This is a genomic window from Parasynechococcus sp., from assembly GCF_042954325.1.
Taxonomy (GTDB): domain Bacteria; phylum Cyanobacteriota; class Cyanobacteriia; order PCC-6307; family Cyanobiaceae; genus Parasynechococcus.
Genome location: NZ_JBGKDS010000065.1, coordinates 1 through 15,687, shown reverse-complemented (window position 1 = coordinate 15,687; position 15,687 = coordinate 1). Strand labels below are relative to the sequence as shown.

The 15,687-nt window shown below is 60.6% G+C and carries 12 protein-coding genes and 1 pseudogene; 9 read left to right on the top strand and 4 right to left on the bottom strand.

The annotated features are described in order from the left end of the window. Window positions 1–816: alkaline phosphatase (locus ACGVKB_RS08665; protein ID WP_392351142.1), on the top strand; the 816-nt coding region annotated here is incomplete at its 5' end. A 44-nt stretch (window positions 817–860) separates the two neighbouring features. Here ACGVKB_RS08665 and ACGVKB_RS08660 read toward each other — a convergent pair. Continuing rightward, window positions 861–2,132, bottom strand: a complete 1,272-nt coding sequence (locus ACGVKB_RS08660) for a (Fe-S)-binding protein (protein ID WP_392351140.1) — start codon at window positions 2,130–2,132, stop codon at window positions 861–863. A gap of 192 nt (window positions 2,133–2,324) precedes the next feature. Here ACGVKB_RS08660 and ACGVKB_RS08655 point away from each other — a divergent pair, with 192 nt between their 5' ends. After that, on the top strand, window positions 2,325–4,376 hold the full coding sequence (locus ACGVKB_RS08655; protein ID WP_392351138.1) for a calcium-binding protein: 2,052 nt from the start codon (window positions 2,325–2,327) through the stop codon (window positions 4,374–4,376). A gap of 55 nt (window positions 4,377–4,431) precedes the next feature. Here the strand turns inward: ACGVKB_RS08655 and ACGVKB_RS08650 are convergent, their stop codons facing one another. Beyond that, complete coding sequence (locus ACGVKB_RS08650; RefSeq protein ID WP_392351136.1) at window positions 4,432–5,856, bottom strand: NADP-dependent isocitrate dehydrogenase; 1,425 nt, start codon at window positions 5,854–5,856, stop codon at window positions 4,432–4,434. Between the two features lie 81 nt (window positions 5,857–5,937). Here ACGVKB_RS08650 and ACGVKB_RS08645 point away from each other — a divergent pair, with 81 nt between their 5' ends. Next, the gene (locus ACGVKB_RS08645) at window positions 5,938–6,873 is read left to right on the top strand and encodes a glycosyltransferase family 2 protein (RefSeq protein ID WP_392351134.1); all 936 of its coding nucleotides are present in this window, start codon (window positions 5,938–5,940) and stop codon (window positions 6,871–6,873) included. On the opposite strand, the gene ACGVKB_RS08640 is transcribed toward ACGVKB_RS08645, so the two are convergent. Together ACGVKB_RS08640 and ACGVKB_RS08635 are read right to left on the bottom strand one after the other, a co-directional pair. After that, complete coding sequence (locus ACGVKB_RS08640) at window positions 6,848–8,107, bottom strand: ChbG/HpnK family deacetylase (protein ID WP_392351132.1); 1,260 nt, start codon at window positions 8,105–8,107, stop codon at window positions 6,848–6,850. The two genes, ACGVKB_RS08645 and ACGVKB_RS08640, sit on opposite strands and share 26 nt — an antisense overlap. Further along, a complete protein-coding gene (locus tag ACGVKB_RS08635) occupies window positions 8,104–8,877 on the bottom strand; it encodes a 5'-methylthioadenosine/adenosylhomocysteine nucleosidase (protein WP_392351130.1) in 774 nt (257 codons plus the stop codon). The genes ACGVKB_RS08640 and ACGVKB_RS08635 overlap by 4 nt, the downstream gene beginning before the upstream one ends. Window positions 8,878–8,944: 67 nt before the next feature. On the opposite strand from ACGVKB_RS08635, the gene ACGVKB_RS08630 reads away from it, so the two are divergent. From ACGVKB_RS08630 to ACGVKB_RS08605, 6 genes and pseudogenes are all read left to right on the top strand, one after another. Beyond that, window positions 8,945–9,403, top strand: a complete 459-nt coding sequence (locus ACGVKB_RS08630; RefSeq protein WP_392351128.1) for a hypothetical protein — start codon at window positions 8,945–8,947, stop codon at window positions 9,401–9,403. Between the two features lie 75 nt (window positions 9,404–9,478). Beyond that, window positions 9,479–10,192, top strand: a complete 714-nt coding sequence (locus ACGVKB_RS08625) for a heme oxygenase (biliverdin-producing) (RefSeq protein ID WP_392351126.1) — start codon at window positions 9,479–9,481, stop codon at window positions 10,190–10,192. A gap of 10 nt (window positions 10,193–10,202) precedes the next feature. Beyond that, complete coding sequence (locus ACGVKB_RS08620) at window positions 10,203–11,264, top strand: glycosyltransferase (RefSeq protein WP_392351124.1); 1,062 nt, start codon at window positions 10,203–10,205, stop codon at window positions 11,262–11,264. Window positions 11,265–11,327: 63 nt separating this feature from the next. Continuing rightward, window positions 11,328–13,148, top strand: coding sequence for an ABC transporter ATP-binding protein (locus ACGVKB_RS08615; RefSeq protein WP_392351122.1), 1,821 nt, complete (start codon window positions 11,328–11,330; stop codon window positions 13,146–13,148). Between the two features lie 8 nt (window positions 13,149–13,156). After that, window positions 13,157–15,421, top strand: coding sequence for a glycosyltransferase (locus ACGVKB_RS08610; protein ID WP_392351120.1), 2,265 nt, complete (start codon window positions 13,157–13,159; stop codon window positions 15,419–15,421). Next, window positions 15,412–15,687: pseudogene (locus ACGVKB_RS08605) on the top strand (glycosyl transferase); the annotation flags it as partial. The gene ACGVKB_RS08610 and the pseudogene ACGVKB_RS08605, both read left to right, overlap by 10 nt.

Here is a 15,687-nt window from a genome sequence, read left to right as displayed (position 1 = left end):
GGAGAAACCCAAGTCTCCTTTGTTGATTCCCTCGAAGGTTTTGAGGCTTTGGCTGCGGGAAAGCTTCCTTCAGAACGCATTATTGGGTTCCCAAGGGTTTATCAGACGTTGCAGGCGCGTCGTGATCGCGATGTTTTGGGTGCAGGCGATACTCCTTCTGGCGTCTCGAGGAATGAAGATGTTCCCGATTTGGGAACAATGAGTACTGGCGCGCTCAATGTGCTCAATCAGAACGCAAATGGCTTTTTTGCGATGGTCGAGGGTGGTGCGGTCGACTGGATGGGCCACGCTAATAATATTGGGCGATATGTCGAAGAGCAGGTTGAATTTAATCGGGCTGTTAATGATGTTGTGCAGTGGGTTGAGAGTAATTCAAGTTGGAATGAAACCCTCTTAATTGTGACCTCTGATCATGATTGTGGCGGTATCTGGGGTAAAAAAACGTATTCCAATGGCCCTGTAAAGATGGGCGTTGGTGCTAGTGCTAAAAATGATGAAATTATTGCAGCTGGTGAGCAAGGCGTTTCCATTGATGAGCTGATTTCGAATCGATTTGATCCCGCTGAGGATGAGTTCAACCGTTTCAGACCAGTGAAGGACCGTGGTAAAGGGAAAATACCTGCACACCAGTTTGCCTCTGGTAATCACACCAATGAACTTGTGCCTCTTTGGGCGATTGGGCCAGGATCTGAACTTTTTTATGAGTTTGCGCTAACAGATCGTCGGGCTGGAAAACTTTGGGGAAGTGATTACGGATGGGATGGCCAGTATGTTGACAACACCAGTGTCTTTCATGTGATGAATGAGGTGATTTAGGTGATGATTGCTTGATAATTTATTTGTCATTATTTCGTGCGAATTCACTGCAGGTTTGCTGAAGCTGCGAGTAGCTCCATCGGATGTAGGACCCGTACGCCTTCTCCAAGATGTCGTCGCAACTGCAGAGTGCAGCCGATGTTGGCGCTGGCCACGACGTTCGCCCCGGTTCGGTTGAGGTCATCGGCCTTGATCCGCCCCAGCTCGGCTGCTTCGACAGGCTGAACCAGGTTGTAGATGCCAGCGCTGCCGCAACAGACCCCAGCTTCCGTCGCTTCCCGAAGTACAAGATCGGGAATCGCAGCAAGAAGCTGTCGCGGCTGCTGCTGAATGCCTTGCCCGTGAATCATGTGACAGGCGTCATGCATGGCGATCACCGAGTTGGGCAGTGATTGGAGCCGGCTTCGAAAGCCGTCGCTGAGCCCCTGGGCGGCGAGAAACTCCTGAACGTCCTGCACCGGAGCGCGGAACTGCGCCCCGTCGTGCACAATCTCGCCGTAGGCCTTCATCGTATGGCCGCAACCTGAGGCGGCCACCAGCACCGCGTCGAGATCCCCGTCGATGGCGTTCATGCTGCGCACCAGGTCGGCCGCCAGCCGGCGCGTCAGTTCGAGTTCTCCCTGGTGATGACTCACGGCCCCGCAGCAGCCTTGGTCGGGTGGAATCACCACCTCGAAGCCATTGGCCTGCAGCACTTTGACGGTGGCCGTGCTGACCGATGGATCGAAACAGCGCTGGACGCAGCCCAGCAGCAGCGCAACACGGCCGCGGCGAGGGCCGGTCGCAGGGTTGATCTGGGGTAGATCGTCGCGGAAGTTGTCAGGGGCAAGGGCGGGCAACAGTTGCTCCATCGCCTCGATGCCCGGCCCGAACAGGCGCGTGAGTCCTGAACGACGGGCCAGTTGTTGCAGGGGCGTCCCGGCATAGGCACGTAGCGGTTGCAGCAGAGCCCTGAGCCGGCGGGGGTAGGGCAGCACCTGCAGCAGCAGCTGACGGAAACTGATCTGCCAGCTGCTGCGCAGCTCGGCCTGATTGAGCTTCGGCCGGGTGGCTTCGATCAGCTGGTCGTAGCGGACGCCGGATGGGCAGGCGGTGACGCAGGCGTAGCAGCCCAGGCAGGTGTCGAAATGACTGGCGGCGGTGGCATCCAGCTCGAGCTCCCCGGCTTCAATCGCCCGCAGGGCATGGATGCGGCCGCGAGGTGAATCCATTTCGCTGGCCAGCACCCGATAGCTCGCACAGGTGGGCAGACAGAACCCGCAATGCACGCAGGGGTCAGCGGCACCGGGCGGAAGACCGGGGAGTTGGGTCGTCATGTCCGCAACGATCAACCTGCATTCTGCCGTTGGCACTGCCTGCGTGTTTGAAATCACCACGGCCCGTCAACCGCGCTGCGTTGGGGCGTGATTTGGCTGGCTGCTGAGCGAGCAAAACTTCAAAAAAATAGTGTCGAGTCGGCGCATTGTCCGTAACTGGACGCTGGCTTTTTGCTTGTTTCTTTTTTGCAAATGGCCAAGACAATCACGATTGGACAAACAACGGCTCTCATCCCCGAGGCGGGATCTCCGGTGAAAGAAATTTGGCAGCAGGACGGAGAAAGCGGCAACATCAACTTCCCCTATTCGCAGTTCAAGACCCTGGCGACAGTGGGCGAGGTTGATGCTGCGTCAGGCCTTGGTCTCACGGGTTATCCCGATGGCAATGCGGCTTGGCTGCTGGACGATGCCAGCGTTCGCGTTGCCTATCAGTCGGAGTCCTACGCCCATATCTATGGCCGTACTCCTGCGCCGGAGACCTATCCCCAGACAATGAAGACCGGGGTCACCTTCTCCGGTTCGAAGATTCACACCATTGATTACGACCGCGCTGGTTTTGCGGACTTCCTTAATAACAATTCTCCAGCCAGTGACATCGTCGAAGGCAGCGGTTTTCTGTTCAACCGCGTCTTCAATCTTTTCGGCGAGGAAGTGACCCCGAAGAACACGGATCCTTCTGACCTGGCTGCGAAGTGGGGCAATCAGACTTTGCCCTCTGGTCACATTGTTGAATTCGAAACGCCGCTCTCTGAGACGGATTTCTACTTCCACTCCTTCTGCGGTTCCTGGTATGAGCCCGCCAACCGCCACGGTGAAGGGCAGGGCTTCGACGATGACATCTGGCTGATGGCCGAGGAATGGGATATCGGTGAAGACGTGTTCGCTCCCGGTGCCGCAGGCTCTGCCGTGGGGAACGAGACCATGGGCTTGGCTGCCATGGCAGTGGATGTCGCGAACGAAACCGCCTATTCCGTACCGGCACTGGGCCAGACCGGTTACGAAAAAATCGCTCCTCTGAACACGGGTGAGAGCGATTACGTGGTGATGGTGACCTCCGGGTACAACCACGGTCTCGAGCCCGCCCCCCTCAAGATCTATGTGGGCCGCAAGGGCTATGACGCTGAGGGCAACAAGATCACCGCCGAGCACAGCGAGCGCGATCAGTTCCTCGGCCGCAACGGCATGCTCTGGGGTCAGCTGTATGGCCAGACCCTTAAGAACAAGCATTTCGCCAAGCTCGGCATCGTCGCCGATGAAGACGGCAACGGGCGTTTCGACGACAAGGTGATGGATACCTATCTCACCGGCCATGCCAAGGCCGGTGATTCGTTCAAGGGCCGCTTTTATCCCACCAGCTTCCAGTGGGGTGGTTGGGATGAACCCACCGCTGTCGGTAACACCGAGATGCGTCTTTGGGAGCGTCCGGAGCAGCAGCCCAAGCGCTACACCTTCTTCAACGGAGACACCAAAGCTGAGCACAACGCCGTGGATCCTTCCGGCAAGGCTCGTTTCTTCCAGAACATGACCGACGAGGGTGCCCTCCTCGGCTTCGATTTGACGAATCTCACCCAGCAGCTGCAGAACAACCCAGACCAGGACGGCAACCTCTTGCCTGACTTCATCAACTACAAGTCCGTGGTCACCATTCCGGCTGTGGATGGTTCTCTCACGCTCGATGTTGGCGCTGAAGGTCTGGCCCACAAGGGAGAGGCCAATCCCGATGGCACCCTCACGCATGCCACCCATGTGGAAGCCGGGGTGAACAAGCTTGTGTCACCGGACGGCCTGTATTGGACGAAAGGCAAAGACGGTGATGTCCTGATTTTGGATGAGGATTCCGGCAACGATTACGGCGAGCGCAAGTACGCCTTGCCCATCACGGCGGACATGCAGTTACGTGACGAGACCACCGGTTATTTCCTTGCTGCAGCTGGTGGTTCTCTCAATCCCCGGGCAGGAAAAGCAGCTGCACTCAAGGGTGCTGCCAGCGAGCCCAATGGTGCTGAGTTTTCCGGAAGTTGGGATGTCACAGGACTCTTCGCCAAAAAAGCTGACGGCAGCTTTTACTCCAAGCAGGAGCTGGCCGGCTCTGGGATGCAAGATGTGGCCGATCTGTTCGATCTCCGCGACCACACCTACATCGGTGTGGTGCAGTATCGCGGTGAGTCCGGTGGTCAGGTCGAGGACATCAACGGCGATGCAGGTGGTCAGCTGTTCATGTTCGAGATGAACGACTTCCTCTGATCGCTCTTGACGGTTCAGTCAGCCCCCTCTGAAGAGGGGGCTTTGTTGTTGCTAACTAGAACCGCTGGATGATCGCTTCCGCGAAGCCGCTGCAGCTCACCGGATCCACCTGGGGTTCCATCAGGCGTGCCAAGTCGTAGGTGACCTGCCTGTCGGCGATGGCGGCACTGAGGCCCTTGGTCACCAGATCAGCAGCCTCTTGCCAGCCGAGGAATTCCAGCATCATCACGCCGCTGAGGATCACCGAGCCTGGGTTGATCCGGTCGAGGCCAGCGTGTTTGGGGGCGGTGCCGTGGGTGGCTTCGAAGATGGCTGCGGTTTCACCGATGTTGGCGCCGGGGGCCATGCCCAGGCCGCCCACCATGGCCGCGGCGGCGTCGGAGATGTAATCGCCGTTGAGGTTGAGGGTGGCCAGGATCGAATACTCCTGAGGCCGGGTTTGGATCTGCTGGAAGATGCTGTCGGCGATGCGGTCGTCGACCAGCACCATCTGCTTCCACTTGCCGCTGCCGTGGCTCGCGCCAATGGCGTCGATCACCGCCTGCACTTCTGCGTCGATGTCGGCCTTTTTCTCGGGGGTGAGGCTGTCGTAGCCGGGCTCGATCATGCGGGCATTGGCCTGGACGCTCAGCGTCGAGTCCTGGTCGAGGTTGCCGAGGATCCAGCTTTCCCGTTCGGTGATGCAGACGTCGCGAAATTCAGTGGTGGCCAGCTCATAGCCCCAGTCACGGAAGGCTCCTTCCGTGAACTTCATGATGTTGCCCTTGTGCACCAGGGTCACGTGGCGTTTGTCGCCCTCCAGCCGCAGGGCGTGCTGGATCGCCTTGCGGATGTGGCGCTGGCTGCCGTGCTTGCTCACCGGCTTGATGCCGATGCCAGATCCTTCGGGGATTTGGCGCTTTCCGAGTTTGCCGTTCGCCGGAATCACCACCTCATTGAGGTGTTTGCGCAGCTCCTGGCCGACGGCATCGTCGGCTTCCCACTCCACACCCATGTAGATGTCTTCGGTGTTCTCCCGATAGACGATCACGTCCAGATCCTGGGGACGCTTGTGGGGGCTGGGGGTCCCTTCGTAATACCGGCAGGGACGGACGCAGGAGTACAGATCAAAGATCTGACGCAGGGCCACATTCAGGGAGCGGATGCCTCCACCGACCGGGGTGGTGAGTGGACCTTTGATTGCAACCCCGTAGGTGCGGATGGCTTCGAGGGTGTCGTCCGGCAGGTACTGATAAGTGCCGTACAGATCGCAGGCTTCATCGCCGGCGTAGACCTTGAACCATTCAATGGTTTTCTTGCCCCCATAGGCCTTGGCCACGGCCGCATCCAGCACCTTCTGGGTGGCCGGCCAGATGTCCACTCCGGTGCCGTCGCCGCGGATGAAGGGAATGATCGGGTTGTCGGCCACGACCGGTTGACCGTTCTCGAAGCGGATCGGGGTGCCCTGTGTGGGTGCGGTGAGCTTCTCGAACTGGGCCATGGCGGTTGGTCGGGCGTCAGCAGGGGGAGCCTATGACTGAGGGGGGAGCCCTACGGTTCAGGCGATAACGGACGGGCTTCGATGGCGAGCGATGCGGTCTGGGTGGTGGCGGCCTGCTTCAACGAGGAAACGGTGATCACCCGCTTCATCGAGCAGGTCATGGCGTTGCCCGAGGTCGATCGTCTGTTGTTGATCGACGATGGCTCTGCTGATGCAACGGTGTCAGTGATCCGCCGCTGGCAGCAAGCCAACCCCTCGGAGGCGGTCACCCTGCTGGAACTGACCCGCAACTTCGGCAAAGAAGCGGCCATGCTCGCGGGCCTGGACCATGCCAATGGCCACTGTTCCGCAGCCGTGTTGATCGATTCCGACCTGCAGCATCCACCCGAGCGGATTCCAGCGATGGTGCAGGCCTGGCGGGATGGTGCCGAGGTGGTGACGGCCGTCCGTGATGACCGCGATGAAGAGTCGCGGATGAAGGTGGCCACGGCGTCCTGGTTCTATCGGGTGTTCAACCGCCTGGTGGATTCGATTCAGCTCCAGGAGGGGGCGGGTGATTTCCGGCTGTTGTCCGCCCCTGTGGTGGAGGCGGTGACGCAGATGCGCGAAGCCACCCGCTTCTCCAAGGGATTGATGCCCTGGACGGGCTACCGCAGTATCGAAATCCCCTACAGCCGGGTGGCACGGTCCGGGGGGCAGACCTCCTGGAGTTCCTACAAGCTCTGGCGCTATGCCCTCGATGGCATCTTTTCCTTCACGGTCAAGCCCCTCAAGGTCTGGGGGGTGATTGGCGTGTTGATCTCGTTGCTGAGCTTTCTCTACGCAGCGTTGATTGTTCTGCGCACGGTGATTTCTGGGGTGGATCTTCCCGGTTACGCCTCATTGATCGTGGCGATTCTGTTTCTCGGTGGCATTCAGCTGATCGGTCTGGGGGTGCTTGGCGAATACATCGGCCGCATCTACATCGACGTCAAACGGCGACCGCACTACTTCATTCGTGCGGTGCATGAGCCCTGAGGGCCTTCCATTCCTCCTGGCGCCATGGCGATGCGAAAAAGTGAGCTGACAGCGCAAATCCCCTCTGCGCCAGTGCTTTGGCACTGCCTTCCCCGGCGGGATGCGCCAGGAGGAGAGCTGGGCCCAGCCCCCGCCGTCGGCCGGTGGAGGCGAGCGCTGCCAGGGACCGTGTCATGGCTGAACCGGCCATGCGACCGGTGAACAGCACCCCGGCAAAGGCCCCGTTGGTGCCGATGCCGTGGGCCAGCAATTTGGGTTCTGCCTGTGCTGACAGCACCTGCAGAACCAGCCATTTCAACAGGCCTCCATGGCACACGGTTGACGCCCAGGCGGTCCAGTGCAGCTCCGTTGGCAGCGGTTCTGCCGTGGTGCGGATCCAGTCGATCTGAAGTTCTTCGGCCAGGTTCAGCACGGTGTCGAGCACCACGGGCACCAAGTGAATGTGTTGATGTCCGTCGAGGCGGATTCGCGTTTCACCGGTGAGCTCCCGGTAGCGCCCGACCTGGCGGCGCAGGCTGTGTTCCAGCTGTGGACGGATCAGCGCTCGCCGTTGCGGCAGCACGGAGGCCAGCAGCAGCTGCCCGAAGCTGGCGGGCAGGTTTGGGCCGGCGGAGCGGTCCGGTCCTTCGGTGAGGCAAAGGTGAAGACAGAGGGAGCGGGGGCGGCCCAGGCCGACCCAGGCTTGGGCTGCCTCCGGCGCCGTTGGGCCGTCCACCAGAAGGCTGGCGCCATCCAGATGGCCAGAGCGGGCCAGTTCGAGGATGGCGGCGTCAACGCCCGCCGCCAGGCCGAGATCATCGGCATGGCGCAATGGGGTCTGTTGGCTCTGCGTTCGTCGTCGGGCTGTGAAGCGTGCGGCCCGGCTCCAGATCAGGGCGTTGAGAACCGTTGGCGTGAACACCAGCACCAGGTCGCGAGCGTTTTGTCCCAGCGCGGCGGGCAGCAGGACGGGGAGCACGCCGCAGACGCTCAGATTCACGGCGTACTGCAGCAGCAACCAACGCCGGGCAAAGCGTTGTCCGCCGGTTTCCTCCCGAAAGGTCAGCAGGGCATGGCCAAGAAAGCCGGCCACCGACGCAGCAAGAAAGGCGATTGGGTTGGCCAGCCATTCGACCAGGATCAGCCCAAGGCCCCGCAGGACGCCGTAATGGATGGCGGCCGCTGCAACGCCGACCATGCCGTAGCGGACCAGTCGGTTCAGCCGTTGAAGGGTGGTCGTTCTCGGCGTGTTCATCGACGGGGTGCTGTGCCCTGACGCTTCAGTAGGGCTTCCACCAGCCTCCAGGCGTTGTGGTCATAGCGCCGCACAAAGTCGGTGAAACTGTCGGCGGCTTCGCCATCGGCGCTGTCGGAGATCACCCGCAGCACCAACCAGGGAATGCCTTCCTGTTCAGCCACTTGCGCCACTGCCGCGCCTTCCATTTCCACCGCCTGAAGGTCGGGGAGATCCCTGCGGAGCTGGTCCAGCACCGTTGCACTGCTGATGAATTGATCACCGGTGCCGATCAATCCCGGGCGTGGGGCGCCGAAGCCGGTCAGGCTGCCGTCCCGATGGGCGTCCTCCAGGGCCTGGCGTGCCCAGCTCAGCCAGCTGGCCTCGGGCTGGAGCCGATCCCTGTTGAGCGGCGGCAGGGTGAAGCGTGGGAACAGGGGGCTGGCGTCCATGTCGTGCTGGATGACGCCGGAGGCGAGCACCACATCCCACTGCTTTAAGGCCGGATCGGCGGCCCCCGCCACCCCGGTGAACAGCAGGAGATCCAGCGGTGCATCTGCCGATGCCGAGGCCAGTAAGCGCGTGGCCGCCCGGGCAGCGCAGACTTTCCCCCAGCCACTCCAGGCGAGGCTGAGCTGGATCGGCTCGGAGCGTTCTGGACCGTGCCAGCGACAGCGGTGCAGGGTGAAATCACCGTGGCTGTGCTGGTCCACAGCCTCCAGATGGGTGAGGTCGGAGCCGATCTCCTCCGGCATCGCGCTGAGCAGGCCGATGTGCAGCGGGCGTGTCATGGTTCCGTGAACCTGGTGCAACCGTAACGGCGTCCCATCGACAACCCCCCAACAATGGGAGGAGTCCATGGGGGTTGGCAGCTTGAACGCTGGAGAGTCCGTCCAAAGCGTGGCGCAGGTTCAGGCCTTGGCCTCCACGGTGACCCTGGTGCGCCGGTACTTCCCTGCGGCGCGTCCCAACCTCAAGCCTTGGCGGGACGATGCCCACACCCGCGAATGGTCTGAACCGGAATCCCTGGATTTGTCCTTTCACTTCCCGGGGTGGAGTCCTCGTTTGGAGTGCCGCAGCCTGTTGATGCAGCTCCGGTTCTGCCCCGATCAGGCCGAATCCCTTCAACTGCTTGGTGTGTTGATGCGCGGCATGACCTACGACGGTGAACGTTGGCGATTGGCCACCGTTGGTGACTGGCAGCCGGTTGGATCCCATCTGCCTCAACCCGAGCAGGCACAACAGCTGAAGCAGATCTGCCGCGACTTGTTCGATCTGTTCCAGGCGTCAGGTTCGGGGGCCGACATCGTCCCGTAACCCTTCGCAACGCTCTGGGCCACCCTTCCGTTGACTGCTTATAGGGTCCCTCTATCGGTCCAATCCCAAGCACTTATGTCCGTCGCACTGGCTGCCCAGATCCGTGAAGGCACCAAGAAGTCGCACACGATGGCCGAGAACACCGGTTTCGTGAGCTGCTTCCTCAAGGGTGTGGTTGATAAAGCCAGCTACCGCAAGCTCGTGGCTGATCTTTATTTCGTCTACGAGGCGATGGAAGAGGAGATCGACAAGCTGGGTGACCATCCGATCGTTGGGCCGATTGGCAAGAAAGAGCTCAACCGTCGCGAATCCCTCGAGCAGGACCTCACCTACTACTTCGGTGCTGGTTGGAAAGAGCAGATTCAGCCATCTCCATCGGCGGCGGCTTACGTCGAACGCATCCACACCGTGGCCAAGGAGTCGCCTGAGCTTCTGGTTGGACACCACTACACCCGTTACCTGGGTGACCTTTCCGGCGGCCAGATTCTCAAGAACATCGCCCAGAAGGCGATGAATATGGATGGTGACGACGGCCTTCGTTTCTATGTTTTCGATGAGATCGACGACGAGAAGGCCTTCAAGACCAACTACCGCGCTGCGATGGATCAGCTGCCGATCGATCAGGCCACGGCCGATCGCATTGTTGAGGAAGCCAACCATGCGTTCCACCTGAACATGAACATGTTCAAGGAATTGGAAGGCAATCTGGTGGCTGCCATCGGCAAGGTGCTGTTCGGTTTCTTGACCCGCCGTCAGCGGGCTGGCAGCACCGAAGCCGCCGCCGCCTGAGTTTTCGCCGGTGCCCACCCAACTGATTCGTTTTCTGGTCCCTGGGACCAGCCGTCGCTTTCGTTGTGGTGGGCTCAGTGTTGAGCTGCAGACCGCCGGCCTGGTCCGTGGTTGCTGTCCAACCGAGATCGTCACCTACCGGGAGCGCAGTGCTGAGCATCCTTTTTTTGAGGATCTCCTGCAGCGAGAGCCCGTCCGTTCCGAGGTGCTTTGGATCGTCAGCTGGGGCTTTGATGTACCGAAGTTGATCCGACGTCTTGCGGGGCATCGTGTGGCGTACCACGCCCACAGCAGTGGGTATGGCTTTTCCTTGCCTCCTGGCCTGCCGGTGTTGGCCGTCAGCCGCAACACACTCGGCTACTGGGGAGATCGCGCCCCGCGCAATCCCCTGTTTTTGGTGCCCAATGCGCTGGAGCCCCAGTGGATTGAGCGCGGTGACCGTCAGGGTGCCGGCTTGCGTCCGATCGATGTTCTGGTTCAGGCGCGCAAAAGCAGTGACTATGTCCTGACCCAGTTGGTCCCTGCTTTGCGTCGCTGCGGTTTGGCCGTGGAGGTCCAGAGCGGCTGGGTGGACGATCTGGTGGATCTCTTCAACCAAGCCAAGGTTGTTCTGTACGACTCGGCTGAGTATTGGAGGGGGCGGGGCGTCAGTGAAGGTTTTGGCCTGCCTCCTCTGGAGGCGATGGCCTGCGGTTGTGTGGTGTTCACCAGCCTGAATCACGCCCTGGCTGACCATTGCGATCCCGGGGTAATGGTGCATCAGATCGGTTGTGGTCACCTGGATTGGGACATCACCAGGATTCAGCAGGCTGTGGCTGATCCGTTGGCCTGGCGTGCCATGCCCTCGCGTCTTGATCAGCTGTTGGACGACAGCGGCGAAGCGGCCTTGCAACGGCGTTGGATCCATGCGCTTCAGGCCTTGGACGGGTTGCAGCGTTCGGACGGCCCTGCGCTGATCTCGGCGCCCACCTGGAGGCTGCGGCTTCGCCAGCGGTTGCGGCGTGTTTCAGGTGTGGTCGAACGGTTGCCCGGCTGGCCTGCCTTGTCAATGCTCAGGAAACCGGACTCCTAAGGTCGGGCCAACGAATCACTCGCTGGTTCTGACCTCGGGAACATGAACCGCCGGTTACCGCGAATGAAGGTGCAGAGCCAGACCTGGAGAGATCTTTCCGCCTTACTCAGCAAACTTCCCCAGCGGCGGAAGCGTCTGATCGCCGTTGTTTTGGTGGCGTCATTCCTCCAGGGGGTGCTGGACATCCTGCTGATTGCCTTTCTGGCGCGTTTTGTAGGTTTGTTCTCTGGGGCCAAGTTGGAAGACCGCCTGCCGGGCGTGTTGGTGTTTGGTGGTGGATTTCTGGATCAGACCGGCTGGTTGCTGGCGCTCTTGATTGGCTCGTTCTGGCTGACATCAGCCGTGCGTTTTTTGGTGGCTCTGATGCAGAGCCTGTTGAGTGCGGAGATCTGGAATGACCTGGTCAACCAGGTGTACCGAAATGTGTTGCAGCAGCGTTATGAGTTTTTCATCCAGAACCGCACCGCCAATCTCTCGGAAAAGTTCAATCGCATTCTGAACAGTGTTTCCACCAAGGTTGTCAGTCCATTGATTGCGATTGCCGGCAATGCCTTGTCGGTGTCTTCGCTGTTGATCGGTGTGGTGTTTGTGCTCGGTTGGCGGGCCATGATGATCTTTGTCTTGATGCTGTTCGCCTATGCGTTGGCTTCGATTCTGATCACGCCATATTTGCGTCTGGCGACGAAGCAACGTGTGCGTTATGGGCGTCGCATTAATCTTTTGTTGATGGAGTCATTGCGTTCCATTCGTGATGTTCATCTGTATTCCGCTGATCGATATTTTGTTTCGCGTTTTTCCAGTGATGGGGTAATCGCAAAGCGCTACGACAGGCTGACGCGTCTGCTTCCCGATGTGCCCCGGTTTTTGATTGAGCCCGCGGGGATATCGATTCTGTTTTTGATCGGCTTGGCCCCTGCTGTGCTGAGTGGGAGTCCTGAAGATGTCCGCAATGCGATACCCGATCTCTTCGCCATTTTGTTCACGCTTCTGAAAATCTCTGCTCCATTGCAAAACACCTTCCGCAGCCTGAATCGATTGCGTGGTGGCTTGCCTGAAATTAAAGATGCTTTGGATCTGCTAGAGCTCAAGCCGGAGCGGCTGACGCTGGCTTCTGAGGGGGTGTCAACGCCGGAGGGCCTGATGCCAAGGCGGCTGATTCAGCTCAGTGATGTGAGCTTTGCCTACCAGCGAACCGAGCAAAATGTTGTTGATTCGGTGAATATTTCGATCCCTGTTGGCTCCCGGGTGGCACTCGTGGGCAGGACGGGGAGCGGTAAAACCACGATTGCCCATCTCCTGTTGGGTTTGCTTCAGCCCACCTCGGGGCAGTTGGTGCTGGATGGCATTCCAGTCAGTGATCTCGACATGCCTGCCTGGCAAGCCAATTGTGCACTTGTTCCCCAGGACATTCGCCTTCTGGATGGAAGCATCCGCGACAACGTGGCCTTCGGTGCTGAACAGGATGACGTCGACGACAGCGATGTTTGGGCAGCTCTTGAGACCGCACAGTTTGATGACGTTGTCGCACAGATGCCCTATGGGCTTTACACCATGATCGGTGAGAACGGCATCAAACTATCGGGGGGTCAGCGTCAACGCCTTTCCTTGGCCCGCGCGTTTTATCGCGGCGCGCGAATCCTTGTTCTGGACGAGGCGACGAGTGCCCTCGATAACAAAACCGAATACGACTTGATGCAGGCCCTTGATCTCGTGGGCCGCCGTTGCACCACGATTGTGATCGCACACCGATTGACCACGGTGAAGAAGTGCGATCGCATCCTGGAAATTCGTGACGGCCGGGTTGTGGCCGCCGGTGATTTTGATCAGCTCTGCGCCATGTCTCCCTCGTTCCGGGAGATGAATCTGCTGGGCGAAGGCCGCTGAGGTCGACCATGGCCGACGTCATCATTCTGTCCACGGCTGACTGGGATCATCCGCTTTGGACCAACAAGCAGCACACAGCGCTTGCGTTGGCCCAGGAAGGCCATCGTGTTCTTTATGTGGAATCCATTGGCCTGCGTGCTCCGCGGGTCGGTGGCCGTGATGCACGTCGGATCTTGCGTCGGCTGCGCCGCATGGTTCGGCTGCCCCGTCAGGTCGCTCCCCGTGTGTGGGTTTGGTCGCCACCGGTCTGGCCAGGAGGACAGTCCGGCTGGTCGTTAGCGCTGAATCGACGCCTGTTGCGCAGCGGTCTCGAGTGGATGGCCTGGTGGCTCGACTTCAAACACTGGATTCTCTGGACCTACAACCCGCTGACAGCCCTCTACCTCGAACTGAGTCGCGATCAGGTCGCTGTCTATCACTGCGTTGATCGCATTCAGGATCAACCCGGCATGCCCTCGGAACGGATTGATGCCTGGGAGCAGGAGCTGTGCGCTGCCGTTCAGGTGGTGTTCACCACCTCACCCGATCTTCAGGCCAGCCACCGTCGCTGGAACCATCACACCTATTTCCACGGCAACGTCGCTGATTTTCAGCACTTCAACCGGGCCCTGAGCCAGCCGCCACTGCCCTGTCCGGCGTCGTTGGAGGCGTATCCGCGTCCGCGGTTGCTGTTCACCGGGGCGATTGACGCTTACAAACTGGATCTGGCGTTGTTGCAGACGCTGGCCATGTCGCACCCCGAATGGTCGTTCGTGCTGGTTGGCCCGGTGGGTGAAGCGGACCCCAGCACGGATGTGGCTGCGTTGCAGGCCTGCTCCAACGTTCATCTGCTCGGATCCCAGCCCTACCGAGATCTTCCGGCCTGGGCGGCCCATGCCGATCTGGCCCTGCTGCCCCTCCAGCACAACGGCTATACGCGCCACATGTTCCCGATGAAGTTCTTCGAGTACCTGGCGGCGGGGCTGCCGGTGGTGGGAACGGCGATCCCGGCCCTGAAAAGCCATGGCGACGTGGCCTGGTTGTGTGACCCCAATGCGGAAGACTTTGCTGCGGCGATCGACCAGGCCCTCCAGGGCCACGGACCGGCGTTGGCGCAGCGCCTGGCGCGGGCCCAGGAGCACACCTACGCCAGTCGAACCCGTTCGATGCTGGCGCTGCTGCGGCGTGTCGGGGTCTTGGCTGAAGCCGAACAGGGCAATCCCCAGCGGGCACGTCGGCATCGAACCTGGTTGGATCGTGCCTTGGCCTGGTTGGTCTCACCGCCGGTGAGGCTGGTGGGATGGCTGGTCGATCGTCTGGTGGATCTCGGCTGCAGAACCGCCATCACCTCGCTGCTGGCTCAGGCGCAGACCCGCGGTTGGCTCCCTGCTGATCTTCAGACTCGCCTGGTGTTTCTGCTGGTCCAGGACGGTGCCTACCCCCAGGCGCTTGCGGTGCTGGAGCAGCTTTGGCAGGTGCACGGACGGGTTGACGGCATCAAGCGTCTGTTGTTCCGGCGGGGCTCCCGGCCGCAGGACCGGCGTCAAGCCTTGGAGATGTTTGACGTGTTCGCGGGCAGCACGATCCTTCCCGACCATTTCACCGGCTATTGCCGAATTGTGTTTGCCCACCGCAGTGCCGACCTTGGGGATGTGCTGCTGATGCGCCGTGCTCAGCGGGGGGTGGAGGCCTTGGCCGATCGGTTGGAGGCCGATCCGGACACGCTGATTTGCCTGCGGGATAACCGTCGGAATCGCCTCAAAATGTTGGTGTCCTGCTACGCCACCCTGCTGCGGTTGCAGTTGGCCCTTGGCGATGCGGTCGCCCTGCGGGACGTGGGTCGAGCGGGCCTTCGATTGATGCAGCGGTTGGATCCTGCGGCCATCGATGCCAATACGTCGTATCGGCTGACGCGTAACAGCTTGCGGGTGCTGAGTCTTGCGGCCCTCGAGGCCGTGGATCGCAGGGATCCCACGTTGCTCGCTGAGGTCTCCGAGGCGATGGCGGCTCAGCACCGGCACATCCATCAAGCTTGTTTTGATGATCAGGCGGCCCAGGAGGATCACCGTCGCTTTGCCAGCCTGATGCTTGAGGCGGTGCGGTCCATCGCAGCCAGTCTCCAGTCGGGATGGGATCCCTCCGCTTGCGAAGCTTTGGAGAGGTTGCTGGTGCTGGTGATCAAGAGTGAGCGCGATTGGGACGATCAGCAGCGCCGGCCCCGGGCCGTGGCGCGTGCCCAGCAATTGTTCGAACCGTTCTGGTCCAGGCCCCCTGAAGGCCCACCATGGTCGTGAAGGGGGGGGGCAGCCGACGCAAGGTGGCGCTGTACATCGACAGCCTCAAGCTGGGTGGGGCCGAGCGGGTCACGCTGCGGCTCGCGACTTGGTTGCAGGAGGCCGGGTGGGACCCTCTGCTGCTTACGCGCAAGCCCATCAGCTGGGATTTCTATCCGATTCCACAGGGTGTGATTCGCCGGGTGGAACCCGCTGACCTTGCTTGGATGCGGTGGCTTGGACCCTTGGCGCTGCCCTGGCGGTTGCGACGGCTGCGGCGTTGGATG

Excerpts from the sequence above, each read along its gene's own strand:
- ACGVKB_RS08610 (WP_392351120.1), top strand. The coding sequence starts at position 13,157 with ATGGCCGACGTCATCATTCTGTCCACGGCTGACTGGGATCATCCGCTT.
- ACGVKB_RS08650 (WP_392351136.1), bottom strand. The coding sequence starts at position 5,856 with ATGGCCCAGTTCGAGAAGCTCACCGCACCCACACAGGGCACCCCGATC.
- ACGVKB_RS08630 (WP_392351128.1), top strand. The coding sequence starts at position 8,945 with ATGGGGGTTGGCAGCTTGAACGCTGGAGAGTCCGTCCAAAGCGTGGCG.
- ACGVKB_RS08615 (WP_392351122.1), top strand. The coding sequence starts at position 11,328 with ATGAAGGTGCAGAGCCAGACCTGGAGAGATCTTTCCGCCTTACTCAGC.
- ACGVKB_RS08635 (WP_392351130.1), bottom strand. The coding sequence starts at position 8,877 with ATGACACGCCCGCTGCACATCGGCCTGCTCAGCGCGATGCCGGAGGAG.
- ACGVKB_RS08655 (WP_392351138.1), top strand. The coding sequence starts at position 2,325 with ATGGCCAAGACAATCACGATTGGACAAACAACGGCTCTCATCCCCGAG.
- ACGVKB_RS08625 (WP_392351126.1), top strand. The coding sequence starts at position 9,479 with ATGTCCGTCGCACTGGCTGCCCAGATCCGTGAAGGCACCAAGAAGTCG.
- ACGVKB_RS08645 (WP_392351134.1), top strand. The coding sequence starts at position 5,938 with ATGGCGAGCGATGCGGTCTGGGTGGTGGCGGCCTGCTTCAACGAGGAA.
- ACGVKB_RS08660 (WP_392351140.1), bottom strand. The coding sequence starts at position 2,132 with ATGACGACCCAACTCCCCGGTCTTCCGCCCGGTGCCGCTGACCCCTGC.
- ACGVKB_RS08640 (WP_392351132.1), bottom strand. The coding sequence starts at position 8,107 with ATGAACACGCCGAGAACGACCACCCTTCAACGGCTGAACCGACTGGTC.